This is a genomic window from Micromonospora fulviviridis, assembly GCF_014648395.1.
Classification (GTDB): Bacteria; Actinomycetota; Actinomycetes; order Mycobacteriales; family Micromonosporaceae; genus Micromonospora; species Micromonospora fulviviridis.
The window spans coordinates 174,005-199,118 of the sequence record NZ_BMRA01000002.1 but is presented as its reverse complement, the minus strand read 5'-3'; the positions used below and the strand labels follow the sequence as shown (position 1 = coordinate 199,118).

General features: G+C 73.6%; 24 protein-coding genes. 16 read left to right on the top strand and 8 right to left on the bottom strand.

The window, feature by feature from the left end:
• Positions 1-19: 19 nt before the first annotated feature.
• Both IEY96_RS05900 and IEY96_RS05895 read left to right on the top strand, forming a co-directional pair.
• Complete coding sequence (locus IEY96_RS05900) at positions 20-1,357, top strand: aminotransferase class I/II-fold pyridoxal phosphate-dependent enzyme (protein ID WP_189193778.1); 1,338 nt, start codon at positions 20-22, stop codon at positions 1,355-1,357.
• 226 nt (positions 1,358-1,583) lie between these two features.
• Positions 1,584-2,282, top strand: a complete 699-nt coding sequence (locus IEY96_RS05895; RefSeq protein ID WP_189193777.1) for a UdgX family uracil-DNA binding protein — start codon at positions 1,584-1,586, stop codon at positions 2,280-2,282.
• A 3-nt stretch (positions 2,283-2,285) separates the two neighbouring features.
• On the opposite strand, the gene IEY96_RS05890 is transcribed toward IEY96_RS05895, so the two are convergent.
• Positions 2,286-2,939, bottom strand: a complete 654-nt coding sequence (locus IEY96_RS05890; RefSeq protein WP_189193776.1) for a 4a-hydroxytetrahydrobiopterin dehydratase — start codon at positions 2,937-2,939, stop codon at positions 2,286-2,288.
• 93 nt (positions 2,940-3,032) lie between these two features.
• On the opposite strand from IEY96_RS05890, the gene IEY96_RS05885 reads away from it, so the two are divergent.
• The 8 genes from IEY96_RS05885 (at position 3,033) to rny (ending at position 11,978) form a co-directional block, all read left to right on the top strand.
• Complete coding sequence (locus IEY96_RS05885) at positions 3,033-3,749, top strand: GNAT family N-acetyltransferase (protein WP_189193775.1); 717 nt, start codon at positions 3,033-3,035, stop codon at positions 3,747-3,749.
• A 50-nt stretch (positions 3,750-3,799) separates the two neighbouring features.
• Positions 3,800-4,942 carry an acyl-CoA dehydrogenase family protein gene (locus IEY96_RS05880; RefSeq protein ID WP_189193774.1) on the top strand — a complete coding sequence of 381 codons (1,143 nt, stop codon included), beginning with the start codon at positions 3,800-3,802 and terminating at the stop codon, positions 4,940-4,942.
• Between the two features lie 70 nt (positions 4,943-5,012).
• A complete protein-coding gene (locus tag IEY96_RS05875; RefSeq protein ID WP_189193773.1) occupies positions 5,013-6,356 on the top strand; it encodes an MFS transporter in 1,344 nt (447 codons plus the stop codon).
• Positions 6,357-6,359: 3 nt separating this feature from the next.
• Positions 6,360-6,560, top strand: coding sequence for a DUF3046 domain-containing protein (locus IEY96_RS05870; protein ID WP_091311984.1), 201 nt, complete (start codon positions 6,360-6,362; stop codon positions 6,558-6,560).
• Between the two features lie 184 nt (positions 6,561-6,744).
• A complete protein-coding gene (gene recA / locus IEY96_RS05865; RefSeq protein ID WP_091269420.1) occupies positions 6,745-7,791 on the top strand; it encodes a recombinase RecA in 1,047 nt (348 codons plus the stop codon).
• A 14-nt stretch (positions 7,792-7,805) separates the two neighbouring features.
• Complete coding sequence (locus IEY96_RS05860) at positions 7,806-8,504, top strand: regulatory protein RecX (protein WP_189193772.1); 699 nt, start codon at positions 7,806-7,808, stop codon at positions 8,502-8,504.
• Between the two features lie 145 nt (positions 8,505-8,649).
• Positions 8,650-9,354, top strand: coding sequence for a 3-keto-5-aminohexanoate cleavage protein (locus IEY96_RS05855; RefSeq protein WP_189193771.1), 705 nt, complete (start codon positions 8,650-8,652; stop codon positions 9,352-9,354).
• An 857-nt stretch (positions 9,355-10,211) separates the two neighbouring features.
• Positions 10,212-11,978 carry a ribonuclease Y gene (rny, locus tag IEY96_RS05850; protein WP_189193770.1) on the top strand — a complete coding sequence of 589 codons (1,767 nt, stop codon included), beginning with the start codon at positions 10,212-10,214 and terminating at the stop codon, positions 11,976-11,978.
• A gap of 67 nt (positions 11,979-12,045) precedes the next feature.
• Here the strand turns inward: rny and IEY96_RS05845 are convergent, their stop codons facing one another.
• The 4 genes from IEY96_RS05845 to IEY96_RS05830 form a co-directional block, all read right to left on the bottom strand.
• Positions 12,046-12,933, bottom strand: a complete 888-nt coding sequence (locus IEY96_RS05845; RefSeq protein ID WP_189193769.1) for an amino acid ABC transporter permease — start codon at positions 12,931-12,933, stop codon at positions 12,046-12,048.
• Entirely contained in the window at positions 12,933-13,607 is a 675-nt protein-coding gene (locus tag IEY96_RS05840) for an amino acid ABC transporter permease (RefSeq protein ID WP_189193768.1), read from the bottom strand. The genes IEY96_RS05845 and IEY96_RS05840 overlap by 1 nt, the downstream gene beginning before the upstream one ends.
• Positions 13,608-13,686: 79 nt before the next feature.
• The gene (locus IEY96_RS05835) at positions 13,687-14,553 is read right to left on the bottom strand and encodes a glutamate ABC transporter substrate-binding protein (RefSeq protein ID WP_189193767.1); all 867 of its coding nucleotides are present in this window, start codon (positions 14,551-14,553) and stop codon (positions 13,687-13,689) included.
• A gap of 56 nt (positions 14,554-14,609) precedes the next feature.
• Entirely contained in the window at positions 14,610-15,365 is a 756-nt protein-coding gene (locus IEY96_RS05830) for an amino acid ABC transporter ATP-binding protein (RefSeq protein WP_107078201.1), read from the bottom strand.
• A gap of 197 nt (positions 15,366-15,562) precedes the next feature.
• Here IEY96_RS05830 and selD point away from each other — a divergent pair, with 197 nt between their 5' ends.
• Entirely contained in the window at positions 15,563-16,552 is a 990-nt protein-coding gene (gene selD / locus IEY96_RS05825; protein ID WP_189193766.1) for a selenide, water dikinase SelD, read from the top strand.
• A gap of 224 nt (positions 16,553-16,776) precedes the next feature.
• On the top strand, positions 16,777-17,256 hold the full coding sequence (locus IEY96_RS05820; RefSeq protein ID WP_189193765.1) for a hypothetical protein: 480 nt from the start codon (positions 16,777-16,779) through the stop codon (positions 17,254-17,256).
• Positions 17,257-17,390: 134 nt separating this feature from the next.
• Here the strand turns inward: IEY96_RS05820 and IEY96_RS05815 are convergent, their stop codons facing one another.
• On the bottom strand, positions 17,391-17,618 hold the full coding sequence (locus tag IEY96_RS05815; protein ID WP_189193764.1) for a DUF2277 domain-containing protein: 228 nt from the start codon (positions 17,616-17,618) through the stop codon (positions 17,391-17,393).
• Between the two features lie 52 nt (positions 17,619-17,670).
• On the opposite strand from IEY96_RS05815, the gene miaB reads away from it, so the two are divergent.
• On the top strand, positions 17,671-19,170 hold the full coding sequence (gene miaB / locus IEY96_RS05810; RefSeq protein WP_189193763.1) for a tRNA (N6-isopentenyl adenosine(37)-C2)-methylthiotransferase MiaB: 1,500 nt from the start codon (positions 17,671-17,673) through the stop codon (positions 19,168-19,170).
• A gap of 50 nt (positions 19,171-19,220) precedes the next feature.
• On the opposite strand, the gene IEY96_RS05805 is transcribed toward miaB, so the two are convergent.
• Together IEY96_RS05805 and IEY96_RS05800 are read right to left on the bottom strand one after the other, a co-directional pair.
• Entirely contained in the window at positions 19,221-20,837 is a 1,617-nt protein-coding gene (locus IEY96_RS05805) for a cellulase family glycosylhydrolase (RefSeq protein ID WP_189193762.1), read from the bottom strand.
• Between the two features lie 350 nt (positions 20,838-21,187).
• A complete protein-coding gene (locus IEY96_RS05800) occupies positions 21,188-22,396 on the bottom strand; it encodes a DUF349 domain-containing protein (RefSeq protein WP_189193761.1) in 1,209 nt (402 codons plus the stop codon).
• A gap of 202 nt (positions 22,397-22,598) precedes the next feature.
• On the opposite strand from IEY96_RS05800, the gene IEY96_RS05795 reads away from it, so the two are divergent.
• From IEY96_RS05795 to dapF, 3 genes are read left to right on the top strand one after another with little or no spacing between them, the layout of a single operon-like run.
• Entirely contained in the window at positions 22,599-23,318 is a 720-nt protein-coding gene (locus tag IEY96_RS05795) for a class III extradiol dioxygenase subunit B-like domain-containing protein (protein ID WP_189193760.1), read from the top strand.
• A complete protein-coding gene (gene miaA / locus IEY96_RS05790) occupies positions 23,201-24,226 on the top strand; it encodes a tRNA (adenosine(37)-N6)-dimethylallyltransferase MiaA (protein WP_189194253.1) in 1,026 nt (341 codons plus the stop codon). Before IEY96_RS05795 ends, miaA begins: the two co-directional genes overlap by 118 nt.
• Before the next feature lie 7 nt (positions 24,227-24,233).
• Positions 24,234-25,079 carry a diaminopimelate epimerase gene (gene dapF / locus IEY96_RS05785; RefSeq protein WP_189193759.1) on the top strand — a complete coding sequence of 282 codons (846 nt, stop codon included), beginning with the start codon at positions 24,234-24,236 and terminating at the stop codon, positions 25,077-25,079.
• Positions 25,080-25,114 lie beyond the last annotated feature (35 nt).

Below are 25,114 nucleotides of genomic sequence, written 5' to 3'. Positions count from 1 at the left end.
CTAGTACAATCTCCGAACTGTGGCAGCACGTTATCAGATCAGCGGCTCCTCGTCGGCGGCGATTTCGGCGAGCGTGGAAACCGGCATCCGCGCCGGTGACCTCGCCCCGGGCGCCGCCCTGCCCGCCGTCCGCGCCCTCGCCGTCGAGCTCGGCGTCAGCCCGGCCACCGTCGCGAAGGCGTACCAGGAGCTGCGGCAGCGCGGCCTGGTCGTCACCGCCGGCCGGCACGGCACCCGGGTCCGCCCCCGCCCGCCCGTGGCGAGCCGCCGCTCCGCGCTGATGCCCCCGCCGCTGCCCGGCGGCCGCAACCTCTCCGCCGGCAATCCCGACAGCCGGCTGCTGCCGCCACTCGGCCCGCACCTGGCCGCGCTCGCCACCGAGTTCCGCGCACCCGGCGGATACGCGGCCGACGCCGTCCTGCCCGAGCTGGCCGCCGCCGCCCGGGACCGGCTCGCCGCCGACGGGGTGCCGGCCGACGAGATCACCGTGACCGGTGGCGCGCTCGACGGCATCGAACGGCTGCTCGCCGCCCACCTGCGCCCCGGCGACGCGGTGGCCGTCGAGGACCCCGGCTGGGCCAACCTGCTCGACCTGCTCGCCGCGCTCGGGCTGCGCGCCATCGGGGTGCCGGTGGACGACGAGGGCCCCACCGCGCCCGGGGTCCGGGCCGCGCTGGCCGCCGGGGCCCGCGCGCTGATCGTCACCAGCCGGGCCCAGAACCCCACCGGCGCCGCGGTCTCCGCCGACCGGGCCGCCGAGCTGCGTACGCTCCTCGCCGGCCGCGCCGACCTGCTGCTGATCGAGGACGACCACGCGGCCGAGCTGGCCCGCGTACCCCTGCACCCGCTCGCCGGGGCGACCCCCGCGTGGGCCTTCGTCCGGTCGGTGAGCAAGCCCTACGGCCCGGACCTGCGGCTCGCCGTGCTGGCCGGCGACGAGGCCACCGTGGCCCGGGTGGCCGGCCGGTCCCGGGTCGGCGCCGGCTGGGTCTCCACCGTGCTGCAACGGCTGGTCCTGTCGCTCTGGCGCGACCCCGCCACCGCCGACCTCGTGGGCCGCGCGGCGGAGAGCTACGAGCGGCGGCGCGACGGGCTGGTCGACGCCCTCGCGGCGCGCGGGCTGGCCGCCCACGGGCGGACCGGCATCAACGTCTGGGTGCCGGTGCCGGACGAGACGGTCGCGGTCACCGCCCTGCGGGACGCCGGCTGGTCGGTGGCCCCCGGCGCGCTGAACCGGATCGCCGCGGCGCCCGGCGTGCGGATCACCGTCAGCACGCTCGACGAGGCCGACCTCGGCCCGCTCGCCGACGCCGTGGCCCGCGCGGTCCGGCCGTCGCCCGCCGGCTTCAGCGCCTGAGCCGTGGCATGGCCCGGTCGCCGGCGGGTAACCGCGGCCCGGAGGTGCGAACCATGGCTTCGAACGGATCCCGAACCGGTCTCTGGATCGGCGTGGCGGCGGTGGTGATCATCCTGGTGATCATCGCGATCGCGCTGGCCTCGCGCGGCGGTGGCGGCGGCTCCGGATACTGACCCGGCCCCGGGCGCATCCGGCGTCGATGCCGAAACCGGTATATAAAGCAGGGATGGCCGAGACCGAGAGCGCCCCCGGAGCCCAGGAGTTCATCCCGCCGCAGGCGGACACGATCGACGAGCTGCGCGCCGCCGCGGCCGGCTGCCAGGGCTGCGAGCTCTACCGGGACGCCTCGCAGACGGTGTTCGGCCGCGGCGACGAGAGCGCCCGGGTGGTCCTCGTCGGGGAACAGCCCGGCGACATGGAGGACCAGAAGGGGCTGCCGTTCGTCGGCCCGGCCGGCCGGCTGCTGCGCAAGGCGGTGGACGACGCCGGCATCGACCCCGGCCACATCTACCTCACCAACGCCGTCAAGCACTTCCGCTTCGAGCTGCGCGGCAAGCGGCGGATCCACCAGACGCCGGACCGGGTGCACATCACCGCCTGCCGGCCCTGGCTGGTGGCCGAGTTCGCCCGGCTCCACCCGGAGATCGTGGTGGTGCTCGGCGCCACCGCCGCCAAGGCCCTGCTCGGCCCGACCTTCCGGGTCACGAAGCAGCGCGGCGAGCTGATGCCGTGGCCGGCCGCCGCCCAGCACCCGGAGGACTTCGCCCGGGTCCCGGTGGACAGCGCCGGCACGGTCGCCGACGCCCCGGCGGCCCGGCTGCTGGCCACCATCCACCCGTCCGCGGTGCTGCGCGCCGAGAACCAGGACGTCGCGTACGACGGGCTCGTCAAGGACCTGAAGGTGGCCGCCCGCGCGCTGCGCTGAGGCTCAGTCGCGCCCCTGCCAGGTGCAGAGGCAGACCCGGTTGCCGTCGGAGTCGGCGAGCACCCAGAAGTGCGGTGCCTCCGCGTCGCTGACCAGCGTCCCGCCGGCGGCGAGCGCGGCCTCGATGCGCGGCTGGACCTCGGCCGGGTCGACCCACACGTCGGGGTGCCAGCGCTGGCGGGGCTCGTCCCGCCCGGACTCCTGGAACCACACCGTGGGCAGCGCGCCGGCCGGATCGCGCACCTCGTCACCCGGCCCCGGCCCGGCCCGGTGCTCCACCCCCAGCACCGCCCGCCAGAACGGCAGCACGGCGGCGAAGTCGGGGCTGTCCAGGGCGAGTTCGAGCCGGGACACGCCGGTGTGCGCCGGCGACAGGCCGGCCTCGGCCGCGAGCGCGGAGATGGCCCGGGCCAGCCGGATGTCGCGGTCGGTGACCCCGCCCGCGTCGTGCGACCAGAGCCGCACGTCGACGTGGGTGTAGCGCAGGTCCAGGTCGGGATGGTGGTCCCGCCGCTCGGCCTCGGCGCCGATGGCGTCCACCAGCGACAGTCCGGCGGCGAAGTTCGGCGTACGGATGCGGGTCTGCAGGGCGCCGAGCAGATAGGCCCAGCCGTCCAGGTCGGCGTCGGCGATCTGCGCTCCGGTCAGCGTGCTCATCCCGCCATGCTGGCGTACCCGGGGGCACTGGACCAGTGCGACGGCGGCGGAATGGACCTGCGCGGCGGACGGCGCGGGCCGTAGCGTCGCGGCATGACCGCCGCTGATCTTGACCTGTCCGTGCGCAACGCCGCCGCCCTCTGGACGGCCCTCGCCGAGGCCCGGGGCCACGGGCTGGTACGCCGGCCGGGCCTCCTCGCGGTGACCGGCAGCCCCCGCACCGGGCTGCGGATCCTGCTGCGCGCCCCGGACCCGTCCCCGGACGACCGGGCCGCGCTGGCCGACCTGGTCCGCCGGCGGGTCGGCCCGGTCACCGTCGAGGACCAGTACGCCGCGGTGGACCTCACCGACCTCGGCCTCACCCCGCGCAGCCTGCCGGTGCTGGTCCGCCGTCCGGCTCCGCTGCCCGCACCGTCCCTGCCGGTCACCCCGGTCGAGCGCCCCGACCAGCTCGACACCGTCGAGGACGTGATCGTGCGCGGCTTCCCCCTGGAACCGCTCCGGCCGCGCCGCCCCGGCGAGGCGTTCCCGGCCGCCCTGCTGGACCGGCCCGAGGTGCGGTTCTTCCTGGTCCACTCGGGCGGCGAGCCGGCCGGCGCCTGCCTGACCGTGCGGGACGAGGCGGTCGGCCTGTACTGGATGACCAGCCTGCCCGAGCACCGCTCCCGGGGCGTGGGGCGGGCGCTGCTGCACGGCGTCCTCGGCCGGCTCGGCGAGGTGCCGATGACGCTCACCGCGGCGCGCGCCGGCCGACCGCTCTACGACTCGCTCGGCTTCGTCCCGGTCACCGACGCCACCTGGTGGAGCTGAGCACGGTTCGCCTCTGGGCAGGACGGGTGCGCGGTGCCAGACTGGCCGCCATGGAGCAGCATCTCTACGAGCCCGTCCACCAGGAGTTCCGGGACCTGTGCCGCCAGTTCCTCGCCCGGGAGGCCGTGCCGCACCACGACCGCTGGGAGGCCGACGGGATCGTCGACCGGGAGGTGTGGCGCAAGGCGGGCGCGGCCGGGCTGCTCGGCATGGACGTGGACCCCGAGTACGGCGGCGGCGGCCAGCGGGACTTCCGGTTCAACGCGGTGCTCGACGAGGAGATCATCGCGGCCGGCTGCACCGGGCTGGGCTTCGGGCTGCACAACGACGTGGTGGCCCCGTACCTGACCGAGCTGACCACCGACGACCAGCGCAAGCGCTGGCTGCCGCGCTTCTGCTCCGGCGACCTGGTCACCGCCATCGCGATGAGCGAGCCCGGCGCGGGCAGCGACCTGGCCGGCATCCGCACGAGCGCGGTCCGCGACGGCGACAGCTGGGTGCTCAACGGGCAGAAGACGTTCATCACCAACGGCGAGCTGGCCGACCTCGTGGTGGTGGTCGCCAAGACCGCCCCCGACCAGGGCGCGCACGGGGTGAGCCTGATCGTGGTGGAGACCGGCACGCCCGGCTTCGGCCGGGGCCGGCGGCTGGCCAAGGTCGGCCTGAAGGCCAACGACACCGCCGAGCTGTTCTTCGACGACTGCCGGGTGCCGGCGGACAACCTGATCGGCACCGAGAACCACGGCTTCTACCACCTGATGGCCAACCTGCCCCGCGAGCGGCTGAGCATCGCGGTGGCCGCGGTGGCGGCGGCGGAGAAGCTGCTCGCGCTCACCCTCGACTACGCCCGCTCCCGGGAGGCGTTCGGCCGGCCGATCGGGCGGTTCCAGCACAACCGGTTCCTCCTGGCCGAGCTGGACACCGAGGTCACCATCGCGCGGACCTTCGTGAACCACTGCGTGGCCGAGTACGACGCCGGCCGGCTCTCGGTGACCGACGCCGCGAAGGCCAAGTGGTGGACCACCGAGCTGCAGAACAAGGTCGCCGACCGCTGCGTGCAGCTGCACGGCGGCTACGGCTTCATGCTGGAGTACCCGGTGGCGAAGGCCTGGCTGGACAGCCGGGTGCAGACCATCTACGGCGGCACCACCGAGATCATGAAGGAGATCATCGGCCGGGGGCTCGGCCTCTAGCTAAACCGGGTGCCGGTGACCCGGTCGGGTGCGGGAGGATGGGTCACCCCTTACCCGAGGAGCATCCGTCATGGCCACCGACCTGACCACGCCGGCGACGAGCCGGCTCGACGTCGCCCCGATCCAGCGGCGCACCGTCCGGCTGCTCTTCCTCACCCAGATCATCGGCGGCATCGGCGTCACCATCGGCATCTCGGTCGGCGCGCTGCTCGCCGCCCGGGTCGCCGGCACCGCGCTGGCCGGGGTGGCGCAGAGCGCCGGGGTGGTCGGCGCCGCGCTGCTCGCCGTGCCGGTCACCCGGATCATGGCGGCCCGGGGGCGGCGGCCGGGGCTGGTCACCGCGTACCTGGTCGGGGCGGTCGGGGGCGTGCTCGTGGTGGTCTCCACCGTGGTGCACCTGGTGCCGCTGCTCTTCCTCGGCATGCTGCTCTTCGGCGGCGGGACCGCGGCCAACCTCCAGGCCCGCTACACGGCCGTGGACCTGGCCGAGCCGGCCCGCCGGGGACGCCAGCTCTCGCTCGTGGTCTGGGCCACCACCATCGGCGCGGTGGCCGCGCCGAACTTCGCCGCGCTCGCCGACGCCACCACCCGCGGCTGGGGCCTGCCGGCGCTGGCCGGCCCGTTCGCCTTCAGCGCCGCCGCGTTCGTGCTGGCCGCCGCCGTACTGGCGGTGCTGCTCCGGCCGGACCCGCTGCTCACCGCCCGCCGGCTGGCGGCGGCCGAGATCCCGGCCGACCCGGGCGCCGCACCGGGATCGTCGGCCCGGCGCCGCGCGGGCATGGTCGCGGCCTGGCGCACGGTACGCGACCGGCCCGCCGCCCGCCTCGGCATCGCCGCGGTGGCCATGGGCCACCTGGTGATGGTCGCCGTGATGTCGATGACCCCGGTACGCCTCGGCGAGTCGCACTCCGACGCGGACGTGCTGCGGGTGGTCGGCATCGTGCTCAGCCTGCACATCGCCGGCATGTACGCGCTCTCCCCGCTGGTCGGCTGGCTCACCGACCGGCTGGGCCGGCGTCCGGTGATCCTCGGCGGGGTGGCCCTGCTGCTGGCCGCCTGCGCGGTCGCCGGCACCGCCGGGCACCACACGCCGCTGCTCTCGGTGGGTCTGGCCCTGCTCGGGCTGGGCTGGTCGGGCACCATGGTGGCCGGCTCGACGCTGCTGTCCGAGTCGGTGCCCACCGCCGACCGGCCCGGCGTGCAGGGCCTGTCCGACCTGGTCATGGGACTGGCCGGGGCGGGCGCGGCGGCGGCGAGCGGGTTTGTCATGCGGGCCGTGGGTTATCCGACCCTGACCCTGCTGGCGGCGATCGCGGTGGTGCCGCTGGTGGCGCTAGCGTTGCGTCCGGCGCCGGTCGGGGCGCCGGAGGAACTCCGGCGTCCCGCGGACGAGGTGCCCGACAAGGAGGAGTGACACGTGCGGCTGACCGACTTCTGGGCACGGCTGGAGGAGGCGTTCGGGCCGGGCTACGCGGCCAGCATCGCCAGCGACCAGGTGCTGTCCCAGCTCGGCGGGCGGACCATCGAACAGGCCCTCGCGGGGGGTGAGGAGACGCACGTGGTGTGGCGCGCGGTGGTCGCCGCGTATCCCGACCGGGTGCCCGCGCGACTACGCTGAGCAGCCTTTTCGCCGGTTCCGCGTGTCGCTTGTCGAGTCGTACACCTGTTCGGCTATTGTCCACAGCGGGGTGCTCGTCCACAGCTCGCGGCCCGTCGGCTGGTTTTCTGTCGGACCCAGCGCCTAGCGTGTCCGCGTGACGCGAAGCTCAGGAAAGACGCCGGCGAAGGCAGGGGTGGCAACGATGGCGGCAGGGCCGGACCGGGAGAAGGCACTCGACCTTGCTCTCGCTCAGATCGACAAGCAGTTCGGCAAGGGTTCGGTGATGCGGCTGGGGGAGCGGCCCGTCGTGCAGACGGCGGTCATCCCCACCAGCTCCATCGCGCTCGACGTGGCGCTCGGCGTGGGCGGCCTGCCGCGCGGCCGGGTCGTCGAGATCTACGGTCCGGAGTCCAGCGGTAAGACCACGGTCGCCCTGCACGCGGTGGCCAACGCCCAGCGGGCCGGCGGCATCGCCGCCTTCATCGACGCCGAGCACGCGCTCGACCCGGAGTACGCGAAGGCCCTCGGTGTCGACACCGACGCCCTGCTGGTCTCCCAGCCGGACACCGGTGAGCAGGCGCTGGAGATCGCCGACATGCTGGTCCGCTCCGGCGCGATCGACATCATCGTGATCGACTCGGTGGCGGCCCTGGTGCCGCGCGCCGAGATCGAGGGCGAGATGGGCGACAGCCACGTGGGTCTCCAGGCCCGGCTGATGAGCCAGGCGCTCCGGAAGATCACCGGCGTGCTCAACAACACGGGCACCACGGCGATCTTCATCAACCAGCTCCGCGAGAAGATCGGCGTGATGTTCGGCAGCCCGGAGACCACCACCGGTGGTCGGGCGCTGAAGTTCTACGCCTCGGTCCGGCTCGACGTGCGCCGCATCGAGAGCCTCAAGGACGGCACCGACGTGGTCGGTAACCGCACCCGGGTCAAGGTCGTGAAGAACAAGGTGGCCGCGCCGTTCAAGCAGGCCGAGTTCGACATCATGTACGGCAAGGGCATCTCCCGCGAGGGCTCGCTGATCGACGTCGGCGTGGAGCAGGCGATCATCCGCAAGTCCGGCGCCTGGTACACCTACGACGGCGACCAGCTCGGCCAGGGCAAGGAGAAGGCCCGCGAGTTCCTCCGGGAGAACCCGGACGTGGCGGCCGAGATCGAGAAGAAGATCCTGGAGAAGCTCGGCGTCGGCACCGGCGCGGGCGACGCCGCCGGCGGCCCGGAGCTGCCGCCGGTCGACTTCTGATCCCCGGCTGACCCGTGGCAGGACGACGCGCCCGTACGGGGCGGGGCTGGGACGCCAGCCCGCCCCGCACGGGTGACGCCACCACCCCACCCCGGCCGCGCCGCGGCCGCCGGGGCCGGGCCGAGGAGCCCGACGCCGAGGCGACGCCCGCGCCGCCGCGCGACGAGGCCGAGCTGGCCCGGGAGATCTGCCTCCGGCAGCTCGCGGTCCGGCCGCGTACCCGCGCCGAGCTGGCCGGCGCCCTGGCGAAGCGGGGCATCTCCGAGGAGGTCGCCGACCAGGTCCTCGACCGCTACGACGAGGTCGGCATCGTGGACGACGCCGCCTTCGCCCGTGCCTGGGTGAGCAGCCGGCACACCGGCCGCGGGCTGGCCCGCCGGGCGCTCGCCAACGAGCTGCGCCAGCGCGGCGTCGACGGCGAGGTGGCCGGCGAGGCGCTCGACGAAATCGACGAGGAGACCGAGGCGGAGACCGCCCGGGTGCTGGTGGAGCGGAAGCTGCGCTCGGCCCGGGGCGAGCCCGACGCCGTGTTCCGTCGCCTGGTCGGCATGCTGGCCCGCAAGGGCTACCCGGCCGGCGTGGCCATCCGGGCCGTGAAGGACGCGCTGGCCGCGCAGAGCGCCGAGGCGGCCGAGTTCGCCGAACACATCGACGCCGACGCCCTCGCCGACGCCGAGAACGACCTCGACCCCACCTCCCGCCCCCTCGACTGACCCGGCCCCGGCCTGGCTCGGCCTGCCACGGCCTGGCTCGGCCTTCCGCGGCCTGGTGCGGCCTTCCGCGGCCTGGCGCGGGCCGGCGCGCGGGCCGGGTCGGGGCCGACAACATCATGATCGACTCCTGGGGAGGTGGGCGGCCGTGTTGAAGGCGTGTCTGAACGGGGGACGGCGGCGGGAGGAGCATCCCGCCGTGCCGGTGACGCCGGACGAGTTGGCGGCCGAGGCGGTCCGGTGCGCGGCGGCCGGGGTGGCGGCGGTGCACGTGCACCCGCGTGACGCCGGTGGTGCCGAGTCCCTTGACCCGGCCGTGATCGCCGCGGCGGTCACCGCGATCCGGTCCGCCCGGCCCGGCCTGCCGGTCGGGGTGAGCACCGGCGCCTGGATCGCCGCCGAGCCCGCCGACCGGGTCGCCGCCGTACGCGCCTGGACGGTGCTGCCCGACTTCGCCTCGGTCAACGCCCACGAGCCCGGTGCGGCGGCCGTCGCGGCCGCCCTGCACGAGCGGGGCGTCATGGTCGAGGCCGGCCTCTGGACGGTGGCCGCGGTCGACGCCTGGCGCCGCTGGCCGGTGCCGACCGGGCGGGTTCTCGTCGAGTGCCTGGCCGAACCGGTCGACGTGGCCCTTGCCGACGCCGCCGCCATCCTCGCCGCCCTGCCCGGCGACCGCCCGCCGGTGCTGCTGCACGGCGAGGGCCCGGCGACCTGGCCGGTGCTCGCCGAGGCGGTCCGCCGTGGCCTGGACACCCGGATCGGCCTGGAGGACACCCTGGTCCTGCCGGACGGCACCGTCGCCCCGGACAACCCGGCGCTGGTGATGACGGCCCACGCCCTCGGCGCCCGCTGAGCGCCAACGTCGCGCCCGCTGCCCCCCCGTCAATTGCGTCCCCGCGCCCGCTCCCTCGCGCTCTCCTGGTGCGCCGCGATCTTGGAGAGGTGCCGTTCGCCTGGAACGGAAACTCGCCAGGATCCGCGCACCCGACCGGAGGGGCGGTGGGTCGTTCACGCGTCAGCGTCCGCGGACCGGATCGGGCGCCGGATGGGCGGCAAGGGGTGACATGCGAGTCACCCTTGCGGAAAGTTGCCGGCCCGCCGACCGGGGCGACAGGTCAACCCGAGCGGCGGCCGGTGACGGTCGCGTTGCGGCTCTGAGCAGGTCGGGAACGTGACCGAGGCGGCCGGGACGGGGGAAATTTGTCCGGCCGTGTCCGGCATCTGGACAGCTCTGCGTGACGCCGCAACTTCGCTCCGTCCGGGTGGTTTGATCATGAGTTCTTGACCGAACGGCCCCCGGAGACCTAGCCTCGCCATACAGGCTCACATTGCCCGACCAGCGCAGGCTAAGCGCACAACATAGATCGCGTAACAGAACAGCATCACTTTGGCCAGCTTCACCGGCCCTTGACGGCAAGCTCCGGACGGCCGGTCCGGAGCCGACCCGACAACTGCAACCGGCCGCCGGCGATGCCCTCGCGTGGGCACCGCCGACGGAAAGCTACCCACAGCCAGCCGCTCCGGTCGGGCGTCCAGAGTCGCAGGTGCGTGCCCATCCGCACGCCGCCTGCGGCGACGACGTTCAGGGGAGGCGGCCATGACGGGGCGGCACAGGTTCACCGGCGGTCTTCCAGGCGCTGCCGGCCGCTCCTCGCCGGGCGGCTGCCCGGACCGGGTCGCAGAAGGCGCGCACCGGCTCGGAGCAGCCGCATGAGCGGCTTCGACGTCGTCATCCTCGCGGTCGTGCTGCTGCTCGTCGTCGTGGTGGTCGGCGCCGTCCTGTTCGGCGTGCGTACCCTGCGGCGGCTCAGCCTCGCGCCGGCCCCGGAGGATCCGGCCTTCATCGCCGAGAAGGACCGCCAGGAGCAGTCCCTGGCGGCCCTGCGCACCGCCGCCGACGAGGCGAACAGCACCATCGACGTGGCGAAGTCGGCCGCCGCCGCGGCCCGCGCCGAGGCGGCCGCCGCCAAGGCCGAGGCGAAGGCGGCCCGGGCCGAGGCCCGCCGGGTGCTCGACGACGCCCGGGCCGAGGCCGACACGGTGCTGGAGCGGGCGCACAAGCAGGCCGAGACGGACGCCGAGCAGCTTCGCGCCGCGGCCCGGCGCAGCGGCGAGCGGGAGGTGGCGGTGCTCGCCGCGACCACCCGGGAGCAGGCCGCCGAGGTCGAGCGGCGGGCCGCCCGGATGGACGAGCGGGAGCGGTTGCACACCGAGGAGGTGGAGCGGCTCGCCGAGCGGGAGCGGCAGCTCACCGCCGCCAGCGCCGCGCTCGCCGCCCGGGAGGCCGCACTGGTGGAGCGGGAGCAGGCGCTCGCCGAGGCGGAGGAGCAGCGCCGCCGCGAGCTGGAGCGGGTGGCCGGGCTGACCGCCGACACGGCCCGGGCCGAGCTGGTCGAGTCGATCGAGGGGCAGGCCAAGCGGGAGGCCGCGCTGCTGGTCCGGGAGATCGAGGCCGACGCGCGGAACACCGCCGAGCAGCGCGCCCGGCACATCGTGGTCGACGCCATCCAGCGGGTGGCCAGCGAGCAGACCGCGGAGAGCGTGGTCAGCGTCCTGCACCTGCCCGGGGACGAGATGAAGGGGCGGATCATCGGCCGGGAGGGGCGCAACATCCGCGCCTTCGAGTCGGTCACCGGGGTCAACCTGATCATCGACGACACCCCCGAGGCGGTCCTGCTCTCCTGCTTCGACCCGGTACGCCGGGAGGTCGGCCGGCTCACCCTGGAGAAGCTGGTGCTGGACGGCCGGATCCACCCGCACCGGATCGAGGAGGTCTACGACCTGGCCCGGCACGAGGTCGAGGAGCTCTGCCACCGCGCCGCCGAGGACGCCCTGGTCGAGGTCGGCATCACCGAGATCCACCCGGAGCTGGTCACCCTGCTGGGGCGGCTGCGCTACCGGACGTCGTACGGGCAGAACGTGCTCAAGCACCTGGTGGAGACGGCGCACATCGCCGGGATCATGGCCGCCGAGCTGCGGCTGGACGTGCCCACCATCAAGCGCTGCGCCTTCCTCCACGACATCGGCAAGGCGCTCACCCACGAGGTGGAGGGCAGCCACGCCATCATCGGCGCCGACCTGGCCCGCAAGTACGGGGAGAGCGAGGACGTGGTGCACGCCATCGAGGCGCACCACAACGAGGTGCCGCCGCAGACCATCGAGGCCGTGCTCACCCAGGCATCGGACGCCTGCTCGGGCGGGCGGCCGGGGGCGCGGCGGGAGAGCCTGGAGGCGTACGTCAAGCGGCTGGAGCGGATCGAGGAGATCGCGGCCGGCAAGCTCGGTGTGGAGAAGGTCTTCGCCATGCAGGCGGGCCGGGAGATCCGGGTGATGGTCAAGCCGGAGGACGTGGACGACATCGGCGCCGCGGTCCTGGCCTGGGACGTGGCCAAGCAGATCGAGGAGGAGCTGACCTACCCCGGTCAGATCCGGGTGACCGTGGTGCGCGAGTCCCGGGTCACCGAGATCGCCCGCTGACCACGACGGCGAGAGCGACGAAGGGCCGGCCCGGTGATCCGGGCCGGCCCTTCGCGACGGGTCGGTGTCAGCCCTGCGGCTCGGCCACCGTGGCGCCGCCGGCCGGGGTCGAGTCCGGCGCCGCGGCCTGCTTCGGGATCCGGAAGCCCCGCCGCCGGGTACGCCGGTCCAGCCAGTTCGCCAGCGTGGTCAGCAGCGAGTTGATCACGATGTAGATGGCGGCCACCACGATCGCGGCGGCGACCACGTTGCCCCGGTTGGCCGAGAGGTCGTTGACGCCCCGCTGGAGCAGCTCGGGGAAGGCCACGATGTAGCCGAGCGCGGTGTCCTTGAGCAGCACGACGAGCTGGCTGACGATCACCGGCAGCATGGCCCGGGCGGCCTGCGGCACGAGGATCAGCCGCATCACCTGGCTCTTCCGCATGCCCACGGCGTACGCGGCCTCGGACTGCCCGCCCGGAAGCGAGCGGATGCCGGCGCGGAACGCCTCGGCCAGCACCGACCCGTTGTAGAGGGTCAGACCGACGACCACCGCCCAGAACGCCGGGACCGGCCCCTGGATGAGGAACGGCACGCCGTAGAAGATGAAGAAGATCATGAGGAGCAGCGGCACGGCGCGGAAGAACTCCACGACCGCGCCGGCCGGGACCCGGACCCACCAGTGGTCGGAGAGCCGGCCGACCGCGAACAGGATGCCGAAGGCCAGCGACAGCACCATGCCGGTGGCGGCGGCGAGCAGGGTCTGCCGCAGGCCGGGCAGGATGAACTGGGTCCAGGTCGGCGCCTCGGTGAAGGGCTGCCAGAGGCTGCCCTCCCACTGCCCGGCCTGGTCGAACTTGGCGTAGACCCACCAGAGCAGGGCGGCCAGGCCGACGCCGAAGACGACGCTGAGCACCGCGTTGCGGACGCGCGCCCGCGGCCCCGGGTGGTCGTAGAGAACGGTGCTGGTGCTCATCAGCGCTTCACCGCCAGTCGGTTGGCCAGCCAGCCGAAGAAGTAGCCGGTCGGGATGAGGAGCGCGGCGAAGGTGCCGGCGAAGACGGCGAAGATCGCGATCACCGCGTCGCCGTTGCTGTTGATCAGGTCCTTCATCACGCTGGACGCCTCGATCAGGCCGATGGTGCCGACGATCGTGGCGTTCTTGCACAGCGCGATGAGCACGCTGCCCAGCGGGGCCACCACGGCCCGCCCGGCCTGCGGCAGGATCACGATCCGCAGGGTCTGGAAGAAGGTCAGCCCGATCGCGCGGGCCGCCTCCGCCTGACCCGCCGGGACGGTGTTGACGCCGGAGCGGACCGCCTCGCAGACGAACGCGGCGGTGTAGACCGACAGGCCGACGACGCCGAGCCAGTAGTTGTTCAGGTCCAGGTCGTCGGAGAGGGTCAGCCCGAGCGTCGTGTAGAGGCCGAAGTAGCAGAAGAAGATGATCAGCGTCAGCGGCGTGTTGCGGAAGATGTTGACCCAGGCCGCGCCGAAGCCCCGCAGTACCGGCACCGGGGAGACCCGGAACGCGGCGAGGAGCACGCCGAGCACCAGCGCGAGGACCGCCGACGCGCCGGTCAGCTTGAGGATCCAGAGAAAGCCCGACAGGTACGCGTCGAGGTTGGTCGGATCAGCGAATACGTGCATGCGTCGACTCCCGGGGCACGTCGTCGGCGTCGTGACAGGCCGGGGCCGGCACCCCTAGGGATGCCGGCCCCGGAACCGGTCAGACGCTGCCGCAGTTGGTCAGCTTGGTGGTGTCCAGCTCGGGCGCGGCCTTGCCGCTCTTGCCCAGGGTGGCGTCCCAGGCGGCCTTGTAGGAGCCGTCCGAGGCAGCGGCCTTGAGGATCTCGTTGACCTTCTCGCAGCCGTCCTTGTCGTCCTTCTTCAGGCCGATGCCGTAGGGCTCGGTGGAGAAGGGCTTGCCGACCACCTTGAACTTGCCGGCGTACTGGGACTGGGCGGCGTAGCCGGCCAGGATGATGTCGTCGGTGGTCACCGCGTCGACCTTGCCGCTCTCCAGCAGCGGCAGGCACTTCGAGTACGAGTCGAACTGCTGGAGCTTGGCCTTCGGGTGCTCGGTCTGGATCCGCTTGGCCGGGGTCGAGCCGGTCACCGAGCAGACCGTCTTGCCGTCCAGCGCCTCCGGGCCGGCGAGCGTGGAGTCCGCCTTGACCAGGAGGTCCTGGCCGGCGATGAAGTACGGCCCGGCGAAGTTGACCTTCTTCTTGCGCTCGTCGTTGATGGTGTAGGTGGCCACCACCAGGTCGACGGTGCCCTGCTGGATGAAGGGCTCGCGGTTGGCCGAGACGGTGGTCTTCCACTCGATGTTGCCGGCGTCCACACCGAGGCCCTTGGCCACGATCTTGCCGATCTCGACGTCGAAGCCCTCGTACTGGCTGCCGGTCTGGAGGCCGAGGCCCGGCTGGTCGGCCTTCACGCCGATGACCAGCTTCTTCTGGCTCTGCGCCTTGCCGATGATGCCCTTGGCCCCGCTGCTGCCGGAGCCGCCGTCCCCGTCGCCGCCGCAGGCGCTCATGCCGAGCGCCAAGGTCGCCGCCGCGGCGACCGCCGCCACGCGCTTCATACGCATACTCATCTCCTTCTTCGACGGAGCCGCCGGGGGACGGCGCACTCCACTACGGACGCTCAGTGGGTGAGGATCTTGGAGAGGAAGTCCTTGGCCCGCTCGCTGCGGGGGTTGGCGAAGAACTCCGCCGGCGGCGCGTCCTCGACGAGCTTGCCGTCGGCCATGAAGATCACTCGGTTGGCCGCGTGCCGGGCGAAGCCCATCTCGTGGGTGACCACGACCATGGTCATGCCGTCGCGGGCCAGGGAGGTCATCACCTCCAGCACCTCGCCGACCATCTCCGGGTCGAGCGCGCTGGTGGGCTCGTCGAAGAGCATCGCCTTGGGCTGCATGGCCAGCGCGCGGGCGATCGCGGCCCGCTGCTGCTGGCCGCCGGAGAGCTGTGCCGGGTACTTCTCCGCCTGGTTGGCGATGCCGACCCGGTCCAGCAGGGCCAGGCCGCGCTCACGGGCGGCGGCCGGCTTCTCCCCGCGCACCTTCACGGGGCCGAGGGTGACGTTCTCCAGGATCGTCTTGTGCGCGAAGAGGTTGAACGACTGGAACACCATGCCGACCTCGCTGCGCAGCTTGGCCAGCGCCTTCCCCTCGGCCGGCAGCGGGGTGCCGTCGAAGGTGATGGTGCCCGAGTTGATCGGCTCCAGCCGGTTGATCGTCCGGCAGAGCGTCGACTTGCCGGAGCCGGACGGGCCGATGACCACGACCACCTCGCCCCTGCCGACGGAGAGCGACACGTCGTCCAGCACGTGCAGGGGGCCGAACCACTTGTTCACCCCGTCCAGCACGATCAGCGGTTCGCCCGTCGTCACGTCGTCCACCGTCCCTGTCGTCCGTACGGAAAGTGGGGTCGCGAGACCCCCGGTTGGGCCACTGTAGGCGGGGTGATGTGGCGGAACGCAACTCGAATGGTCACGGAGCGGTAACACCGGTCACGGCCGTACCCGTGAGTCCGAATTCCGTCACCAAACGGGGCCTCCGAGTGGCGGCCACGACGGTTCGCGGAGATCATGTGGGGATGACAGTGCCGCTGCGGTTGACCGATTACGCCCGCGGCGGCGGCTGCGCCTGCAAGATCCCGCCGGGCGAGCTGGAGACGATGGTCGCCGGCCTCGGTCCGGCCACCGGCGCCGCCGACCTGCTGGTCGGTCTGGAGCACGGCGACGACGCCGCGGTGGTCCGGCTGGACGAGCGCACCGGCCTGGTCAGCACCGCGGACTTCTTCACCCCGGTCGTCGACGACGCGTACGACTGGGGGCGGATCGCCGCCGCCAACGCGCTCTCCGACGTGTACGCCATGGGCGGCACCCCGCTCGTCGCGCTCAACCTGCTCTGCTGGCCCCGCGAGGTGCTGCCCCTGGAGTTGGCCCGGGAGGTCCTGCGCGGTGGTCAGGACGTCGCCCGGGAGGCCGGCTGCCACCTGGCCGGCGGGCACAGCGTCGACGACGACGGCCCGAAGTACGGCCTGGCGGTCACCGGGGTGGTCCGGCCCGAGGAGCTGATCACCCTGGACGCCGGCCGGGCCGGCCTGCCGCTGTCGCTGACCAAGCCGCTCGGCGTCGGCGTGCTGAACACCCGGCACAAGCGGACCGGGGAGCGGTTCCCCGAGGCGGTCGCCTCGATGGCCCGGCTCAACCGGGACGCGGCCCGGGCGGCGGTCGCGGCCGGGATCCGCTGCGGCACCGACGTGACCGGCTTCGGGCTGCTCGGGCACGCCTCGAAGGTGGCCCGGGCCAGCCGGCTCACCGTGGCCATCGACGCGGCCGCGGTGCCCTACCTGCCCGGCGCCCGGCAGGCGCTGCGCGACGGGTACGTCAGCGGCGGCACCCGGCGCAACCTCGACTGGGTGACCCCGTGGACCGACTTCGGCGGGGTCGACGAGGGGGAGCGGCTGCTGCTGGCCGACGCGCAGACCTCGGGCGGGCTGCTGGTCGCGGGCGAGGTCCCGGGCGGCACGGTGATCGGTGAGCTGCTGCCGGCGAGCGAGCACCTGATCCGGGTCCGCTGAAAGCCGCGAAGGCGGCGCCACTCCCGGTGATTCCTGCCGCGAACGCGGCACCATACCCGATAAACTGTCATCTTCCCGCTACTCTGGGCAACGTCGCCCGGGGAAATTTTGCCCGGAATGGTCACAGACCGGTAACTTGCGCCCGGCTGAGGTCATATGCACCCCACCATCGTCAGTAAGGCCCGATCCGGAGGCCGGTGGGACGAGCGCAGCGAGGAGGCGGCATGACCGAGCTGTGGAACTGGAGAATCGACGGCGCGGCGCCCGTGGAGGTCTACCCGGCGCTGGCCGAGGCGCTCGGTCGGGTGGTGATGCCCCTCGCGGTGGCCGACCCGGCCCGGCTTCCCGCGTACGCGGTGGTCTGCGACGTGTGGGAGGCGCCCGGGGTGTACGGGACCGTGGTCGACTGTTACGGCGTGCCCGAGCGCCTGCCGGAGCTGCCCAGCATCGCGGCGCTGGCCCGGCTGCTGGACCGCAACTGCCTGATGCGCGACGACACCCTCGACGCCGGGCGGCACCTGCTGGTCAGCCCGGACGGCACGATCCGCCCGGTGCACTTCGACGTGGTCGAGACCGACGACGGCGAGGTCCTCAGCGACCAGCGGCTCTGCACCGTGGCGGATCCCCGCTGCCGGGGCTGGTCGCAGTGCCACCGCTCCCGGTGGGCCCCCGACTCAGTCGCCCCGGCCCTCGCCGCCGCCTGACCGGCGGCGAGGGGCCGGCCCCGGCACAGCGGGCCGAGCACCCAGCCGCGTGACCGGCGGCGAGGGGCCGGCCCCGGCACAGCGGGCCGAGCACCCAGCCGCGTGACCGGCGGCGAGGGGCCGCCCCGGCAGGTTCAGCCTCGGGCCGCCGGCTGCTGGCCCCGGACCACGAGCTGGTCCAGGAGCGTGGCGGTGGCCGCCGCCACGGCGTCGACCGCCGAGTCGAACGCGGCGGCGTTGTGCGGCGCGGGGGCGCGGAACCCGGAGATCTTCCGGACGTACTGGAGCGCGGCTGCCCGGACGTCCTCCTCGGTCACCACCGGGACGTACGGCTCACGCAGGGTCTTGATGCTCCGGCACACGGCTCCTCCTCGTTCGGTCCGACCAGCTCCGCCCGGATACGCTGTCCGGGTCATGACTACCGCAGCCGCGGGCAGCCCGCGCACCTACCAGGTGCGCACGTACGGCTGCCAGATGAACGTGCACGACTCCGAGCGCATCTCCGGCCTGCTCGAACAGGCCGGCTACGTGCGCGCCGCCGAGGCCGACGAGCAGCCCGACGTGGTGGTGTTCAACACCTGCGCCGTCCGGGAGAACGCCGACAACCGGCTCTACGGCAACCTGGGTCATCTGCGCCCCGTGAAGGACAAGCACCCGGGGATGCAGATCGCGGTCGGCGGCTGCCTGGCCCAGAAGGACCGCGGCGAGATCGTCCGCAAGGCCCCCTGGGTGGACGTGGTCTTCGGCACCCACAACATCGGCTCGCTGCCGGTGCTGCTGGAGCGGGCCCGGCACAACACCGCCGCCGAGGTGGAGATCCTCGAATCCCTCGACGTGTTCCCGTCCACGCTGCCGACCCGGCGCGAGTCGACGTACGCCGGCTGGGTGTCGATCTCGGTGGGCTGCAACAACACCTGCACGTTCTGCATCGTGCCCTCCCTGCGCGGCAAGGAGAAGGACCGCCGGCCCGGCGACATCCTCTCCGAGGTGCGCGCCCTGGTCGACGAGGGCGTGCTGGAGGTGACGCTGCTCGGGCAGAACGTCAACTCCTACGGCGTCGAGTTCGGCGACCGGTACGCCTTCGGCAAGCTGCTGCGGGCCTGCGGTGACATCGACGGGCTGGAGCGGGTCCGGTTCACCAGCCCGCACCCGAAGGACTTCACCGACGACGTGATCGCCGCGATGGCCGAGACGCCGAACGTCTGCCACTCGCTGCACATGCCGCTCCAGTCCGGCTCCGACGACGTGCTGCGCGCCATGCGCCGCTCGTACCGGTCGGAGAAGTACCTGGGGATCATCGAGAAGGTCCGCGCGGCGATGCCCGACGCGGCGATCACCACCGACATCATCGTGGGCTTCCCCGGCGAGACCGACGCCGACTTCGAGAAGACCCTCGACGTGGTCCGGGAGGCCCGCTTCTCGTCCGCGTTCACCTTCCAGTACTCGAAGCGCCCCGGCACCCCGGCCGCGACCATGGACGGCCAGCTGCCCAAGCAGGTAGTGCAGGAGCGGTACGAGCGGCTGATCGCCACGGTCGAGGAGATCACCTGGGCGGAGAACCGGAAGCTGGTCGGGGAGACCGTCGAGGTGCTGGTCGCGGTCGGCGAAGGGCGCAAGGACGAGCGCACCGGCCGGCTGTCCGGCCGGGCCCGGGACGGCCGGCTCGTGCACTTCGACGCCGGGTCGCTGGCCGGGCAGATCCGGCCGGGCGACATCGTGCACACCACGGTCACCTACGCCGCCCCGCACCACCTGAACGCCGACGGTGAGCCGCTGTCGCACCGGCGCACCCGGGCCGGCGACGCGGCCGAGGCGGGGCGCTCCCCGCGTACCCCCGGGGTGCTGCTCGGGCTGCCGACGATCGGCGCGCCGGCCGCGGTGCCCGCCCCCACCGGCGGCTGCGCCGCCCACTGAACGACCGCCGACGGCCGGGACCGCCCCGTGGCGGCCCCGGCCGTCGCGTCTCAGCAGGCGGTGCCGTTGAGCTTCACGGAGCCCGGCGCGGCGGCCGTGCCGTTGGCGGTGAAACCGATGGTCACGGACGCGCCCGGCGCCAGCGACGCCGCCCAGGTCGGTGCGGCCGCCGTGACGGTGGTGCCGGACTGGGTGACGGTGGCGTTCCAGCCGCTGGCCAGGGTCACCCCGGACGGCCAGGTCCAGGTGGCCGACCACGGGTTGAGCGCGGCCGTGCCGGTGTTCTTCACGGTCAGCTCCCCCTGGAAACCGCCCTGCCACGCGTTGACCTGCTTGTACGTGGCCGTGCAGCCGCCGGTCGGCGCGGGCGTGGTGGGTGACGGGGACGGCGAGCCGGACCCGGTCGGGGTCGGGGTGGGGTTGCCGCCACCACCGGTCGGCGGGATCAGGTAGGGCTGGAGGATGTCCTGCTTGGCCTGGTTGATGGTGGTCCAGTCGTCGTTGGCGATGCCGCCGGTGTCACCCGAGTTCGGGTTCCACGACCAGTAGGTGAAGGACATCCCGGTCACGCCGGTCCCGGTGTACGCCATGAGATTCTGCAACCACACCTTGTCCTTCGGGTCCTGGAGCGTGGTGCCGAACTCGCCCATCATGATCGGCGCGAGGTTCTGCTTGTAGAGGTAGCCCCAGTACCTGTCCCAGATCGCCGGCATGTTCGCCGGGTAGGTCGGGTCGTCGAACCACGCCTGGTGGTAGACCGAGGTGGCGTACTCGTGCGGGGAGTAGACCAGCCGGTTGGCCACGTTGAGCCGGACCGGGAACTGCCCGGCCTTCGACAGGTTGCCGCCCCACCAGCCGCAGTCCTCGTCGTTGCTCGGGTCGTTGTCCCAGACGTTCGACAGGCCGCCGCTCGGGCAGCTCACCCCCTCCACGAAGATCAACCAGTTCGGCTGCACCCCGAGGATCGCGTTGCCGGCCCGCTCGGCGGCCAGCCGCCAGTCCCGCGCGGTGTCACCGCAGCCCCAGCAGGCGCCGGTGGCCGCCGGGTTGGTGCCCTCGGCGTGCGGCTCGTTGTGCAGGTCCGCGCCGATCACCGTGGGGTTGTTCGCGTACCGCTGGGCGAGCATCTTCCAGTCGGCGATCCAGGTCGCCTCGGAGACCGTCGAGGTGTACCAGAGCGGCGACTGCCCGGCCGAGGTGGGCCGGTGCCGGTCCAGGATGACCCGCATCCCCTTGCTGCCCGCGTAGTCGATGACCTTGTCGAGGATCTGCAGCGGGGAGAGGCCGACCAGGTCCGGGTTGACGAAGTCGTTGATGCCGGTGGCCGTCGCGCCCGGCTTCAGCGCGTCGTTCGAGTAGGGGATGCGCAGCGTGTTGTAGCCGAGCCGGGCCATGGTGTCGAGCTGGCCGCGCCACGGGTTGCTCGACCACAGGCCGTGGAAGGTCTTGTTGTCGGTCTCCATGCCGAACCAGTTGATGCCGGTGAGCCGGACCGTGGCCCCCGTGCTGTCGACGATCTTGTTGCCACTGGTGTGCAGGTAGCCGGTGCCGGTGCCGCCGGTGGCGGCGGCGGCCGGTGTGGTGCTGACGGCGGCGGCGACGAGGACGCCGGCGGCGGCGGTGGCGAGCGCCGCGAGGGCGCCGCCGAGGGCGGTGGGTCGGTGCATTGGCGAGCTCCACTTCGGATGCCCGCGCCGCGCGAGCGCCGCGGGCGGAAAGACCAAGGGAGACGGCCCGCTCGTCATCGAGTACGCGGACAGCGCGCGCCGGGCCGTGTCACGTGGACGGCCACTCGCGGAGGGAGGCACCGGCGAATCCCGACGGCGGGTCGTGCCGTCGTGCCCTCGCGCCGGTGCGGAACCTGGCTCTGCCGCCCATTTTGATCAGCCCGCCTCGATGCGTCAACACGCGACCGGGGGACCGGGCCGGGAAGACGCTTTCCCGTTCCCGGCCGGCGCCGGACACGGGAGAGCCCCCGGTCCCGAGGCGGGACCGGGGGCTCCCGGTGAAGCTCGGCTCAGCCGGCCTGCTCGGCCAGCTGGAGGAACTGCCGCTTCGAGGCGAGCGCCTGCTCGGCCTCCTTGATCCGGCGGGTGTCGCCGGCCGCCTGCGCCCGGGCCAGCCGGTCCTCGGCCTCGGCGACCTGGGCCCGCATCTGGGCCAGCAGCGGGTTGTCCTCCTTGGAGGTGCGCCGCCACGCCGAGTCCATGACCTCGCGGACCTTGTCGTCCACGGCGCGCAGCCGGCGCTCCAGCCCGGCGGCGGCCTCGCGGGGGACCCGGCCGGCCTCGTGCCACTGCGCCTGGATCTCGCGCAGCTTCGCCTGGGCGCCCTTCGGGTCGGCGTCGACGTCGAGCGCCTCGGCCTCGGCGAGCAGGGCCTGCTTGCGCTCCAGGTTGGCGCGCTGCTCGTTGTCCCGCGCCGAGAAGACCTCGCTACGCCGGGTGAAGAACTCGTCCTGCGCCGCCCGGAACCGTTCCCAGAGCTTCTGCTCGGCCTCCTTGGAGGCGCGCGGCGCGGCCTTCCACTGGGCCATCAGGTCCTTGAGCTGGTTGGCGGTGGTGCCCCAGTCGGTCGACTCCTTGAGCTTCTCGGCCTCGGCGACCAGCTCCTCCTTGATCCCCTGCGCCTGCTTGCGCTGCTGGTCCAGCGAGGCGAAGTGGGCGCCCCGGCGGCGGGTGAAGCCGTCGCGCGCGGCCGCGAACCGCTTCCACAGCTCACCGTCGGCCTTCTTGTCGACCCCGCGGATGGTCTTCCACTCGTCGAGGATCTCCTTGAGCCGGTCGCCGGCGGTCTTCCAGCCGGTCGACTCGGCGGCCAGCTTCTCCGCCTCCTCGACCAGGGCGGTCTTGCGCGCGAGGGCCTCGCCGCGGGCGGCGTCCCGGGCGGCCTTGGCCTCGCCGGCCTTCTCCTCGGCCACCGTGGCCAGCTTGTCCAGGCGCGCGGCCAGGGCGTCGATGTCGCCGACGACGTGTGCCTCGGCCAGCGAGGCGCGGATCCGCCGGATCGTGGTCAGCGAGTGGCCGGCGTCCGCCGCGCCCGAGTTGAGCCGGGCCTCGGTCAGGTCCACCTCCGTCACCAGGTCGGCGAAGCGCCGGGCGAAGTGGGCGAGCCCTTCCTCCGGTGCCCCCGCCTGCCAGGATCCGACCACCCGCTCGCCCTCGGCGGTCTTGACGTAGACGGTGCCGTCCTCGTCGACCCGTCCGAAGGCAGTCCAGTCGCTCATGTGCCCATCCTCGTTCTCCCGGCGTCGACGGGACACCTCCCGCGATCGCCGCCACGGCGCAGCAAAGTTCTCCCGGCATTGTCACAGGTCCGACCCGGTCCGTGTCGAGCGCCTGTCGTCGACCGTGACCATACGGTGTCGTAGCGCCTCGATGACCGGATCGGCGCGGGGACGCACCGGGGGATACGGATAGGTTGGACCGGTGCCCCTGGTCGCCGCCGCCGTCTGCCCCCACCCGCCCCTGATCGTGCCCGAGCTGGCCGGCGCCGCCGCGCCCGAGCTGGACGACCTCCGCGCCGCCGCCGACGCGGCCGTGGCCCGGCTGCTCGCCGCCGACCCCGAGGTGATCCTGCTGCTCGGCGCCGGGCCGGAGACGGAACGGTTCGGCAGCGCCGACCACGGCTCGCTGCGTCCCTTCGGGCTGGACCGGCAGGTGCGGCTCTGGAAGGTCAACTGCGCCGGGAGTGACCGCCTGCCGCTGAGCCTGACCATCGGCGCCTGGCTGGTGAACCGGTCCGGCACCGAGCTGCCCCGGCTGGCCCGGGCGGTCGCCGCCGACGCGTCCCCGGCCGAGTGCGCCGCCCTCGGCGCCGAGCTGGTGGCGGGGGCGGACGAGCGGACCGCGCTGCTGGTGCTCGGGGACGGGTCGGCCTGCCGGGGCGTCAAGGCGCCCGGCTACGACGACCCGCGCGCGCCCGCGTACGACGAGGGGGTCGCCGCGGCCCTGGCCGGCGCGGACGTCGAGGCCCTGCTCGGCCTGGACCCGGTGCTGTCGGCGGAGCTGAAGGCCGCCGGGCGGGCGCCCTGGCAGGTGCTGGCCGGCGCGGTCCGGGCGGCGGGCGGCGACTGGCGTGGCGACGTCAGCTACCACCAGGCCCCCTACGGCGTTGCCTACTTCGTGGCGAACTGGGAGAAGGTGTGAGCGGAACCGTCGTCGCCGTGGTCGGGCCGACCGCGGCGGGCAAGTCCGCGCTGAGCATCGCCCTGGCGCACGCCCTCGACGGCGAGGTGGTCAACGCCGACTCGATGCAGCTCTACCGGGGCATGGACATCGGCACCGCCAAGCTGACCCCGGCCGAGCGGGAGGGCGTGCCGCACCACCTGCTCGACATCTGGCCGGTGACCGAGCCGGCCAGCGTCGCCGAATACCAGAAACTGGCCCGCGCGGCGGTCGACGACATCCTGGCCCGGGGAAAGGTGCCGCTGCTGGTCGGCGGCTCCGGGCTCTACGTACGGGCCGTGCTGGAACAGTTCGAGTTCCCCGGCACCGACCCGGCGGTGCGGGAGCGGCTGGAGGCGGAGCTGGCCGCGGTCGGCCCGGCCCCGCTGCACGCCCGGCTGGCCGAGGCCGACCCGGTGGCCGCGGCGGGCATCCTGCCCAGCAACGGCCGGCGCATCGTCCGGGCCCTGGAGGTCGTCGAGCTGACCGGCGCGCCGTTCACCGCGTCGCTGCCCGCGCCGACGCCGCACTACCCGTCGGTGCAGCTCGGCGTCGACCTGGACACCGCGCTGCTCGACGAGCGGATCGCGCTGCGGGTGGACCGGATGTGGGCCGACGGCCTCGTCGACGAGACGCGGGCGCTGGTCGGCCAGGGCCTGCCCGAGGGGCGTACGGCCAGCCGGGCGCTCGGCTACCAGCAGGTGCTGCGCTACCTGGCCGGGGAGCTGACCGAGACGCAGGCGTACGAGGAGACCATCCGGGCCACCCGGCGGTTCGTCCGCCGGCAGCGCTCCTGGTTCCGCCGCGACCCGCGAATCCACTGGCTGGACTCGGCCTCGCCCGCGTTTCTCGACACTGCGCTGCGGGTGGTCGCCGAGCATCGGGAATGATGGAGGCGTGGAGTTCACCAAGGGCCACGGCACCGGCAACGACTTCGTCATCCTGCCCGACCCGGACGGGGCGCTCGACCTGACGCCCGGCCTGGTCGCCGCGCTCTGCGACCGGCGGCGCGGCATCGGCGGCGACGGCGTGCTGCGCGTGGTACGCGCCGCCAAGCACCCGGAGGGCGTGGCGCTGGCCGGCGAGGCCGAGTGGTTCATGGACTACTGGAACTCCGACGGCTCGTTCGCCGAGATGTGCGGCAACGGCGCCCGGGTCTTCGTGCGCTACCTGCTGGAGACCGGGCTGGCCACCCCGTCCGGCGCGGCGCTGCCCGTGGCCACCCGGGCCGGCCTGGTCCGGGCCCGGGTCGAGGGCGCCGAGGTCGCCGTCGAGATGCGCCGCCCCCGGCTGTACGACACGGCCACCGCCACGGTGGGCGGGCTCACCCTGACCGGCGCGGCGGTGGACGTGGGCAACCCGCACCTGGTCTGCGCGCTGCCGGCCAGCCTGGACCTGAACGTCCTGGACCTCACCCGGGCGCCCGACATCGACCCGTCCGTCTTCCCGTCCGGGGTGAACGTCGAGTTCACCACCCCCGGCGAGCCGGTCGAGGGCACCGACGGGCACGTGCTCATGCGGGTCTACGAGCGGGGCTCGGCCGAGACGCTCTCCTGCGGCACCGGCGCATGCGCGGTGGCCGCGGTGGCGCTGCGCGACGCCGGCCGGGAGACCGGCACGATGACCGTCGACGTCCCCGGCGGCCGCCTAACGATCACGATCACCGACGAGACCTGCTGGCTCGCCGGCCCAGCCGTGCTGATCGCCACCGGCGAGATCACGCTGCCCGCGCTTGGCGCGTAACGACCGCCCTGCCGAGTTGATCAAGAAGTTTACGT

Bases quoted from the DNA above. Each gene is read 5' to 3' on its own strand.
- IEY96_RS05895 (WP_189193777.1), top strand. From the start codon at position 1,584: ATGGCCGAGACCGAGAGCGCCCCCGGAGCCCAGGAGTTCATCCCGCCG.
- IEY96_RS05890 (WP_189193776.1), bottom strand. From the start codon at position 2,939: ATGAGCACGCTGACCGGAGCGCAGATCGCCGACGCCGACCTGGACGGC.
- IEY96_RS05885 (WP_189193775.1), top strand. From the start codon at position 3,033: ATGACCGCCGCTGATCTTGACCTGTCCGTGCGCAACGCCGCCGCCCTC.
- IEY96_RS05880 (WP_189193774.1), top strand. From the start codon at position 3,800: ATGGAGCAGCATCTCTACGAGCCCGTCCACCAGGAGTTCCGGGACCTG.
- IEY96_RS05875 (WP_189193773.1), top strand. From the start codon at position 5,013: ATGGCCACCGACCTGACCACGCCGGCGACGAGCCGGCTCGACGTCGCC.
- recA (WP_091269420.1), top strand. From the start codon at position 6,745: ATGGCGGCAGGGCCGGACCGGGAGAAGGCACTCGACCTTGCTCTCGCT.
- rny (WP_189193770.1), top strand. From the start codon at position 10,212: ATGAGCGGCTTCGACGTCGTCATCCTCGCGGTCGTGCTGCTGCTCGTC.
- IEY96_RS05845 (WP_189193769.1), bottom strand. From the start codon at position 12,933: ATGAGCACCAGCACCGTTCTCTACGACCACCCGGGGCCGCGGGCGCGC.
- IEY96_RS05840 (WP_189193768.1), bottom strand. From the start codon at position 13,607: ATGCACGTATTCGCTGATCCGACCAACCTCGACGCGTACCTGTCGGGC.
- IEY96_RS05835 (WP_189193767.1), bottom strand. From the start codon at position 14,553: ATGCGTATGAAGCGCGTGGCGGCGGTCGCCGCGGCGGCGACCTTGGCG.
- selD (WP_189193766.1), top strand. From the start codon at position 15,563: ATGACAGTGCCGCTGCGGTTGACCGATTACGCCCGCGGCGGCGGCTGC.
- IEY96_RS05820 (WP_189193765.1), top strand. From the start codon at position 16,777: ATGACCGAGCTGTGGAACTGGAGAATCGACGGCGCGGCGCCCGTGGAG.
- miaB (WP_189193763.1), top strand. From the start codon at position 17,671: ATGACTACCGCAGCCGCGGGCAGCCCGCGCACCTACCAGGTGCGCACG.
- IEY96_RS05805 (WP_189193762.1), bottom strand. From the start codon at position 20,837: ATGCACCGACCCACCGCCCTCGGCGGCGCCCTCGCGGCGCTCGCCACC.
- IEY96_RS05800 (WP_189193761.1), bottom strand. From the start codon at position 22,396: ATGAGCGACTGGACTGCCTTCGGACGGGTCGACGAGGACGGCACCGTC.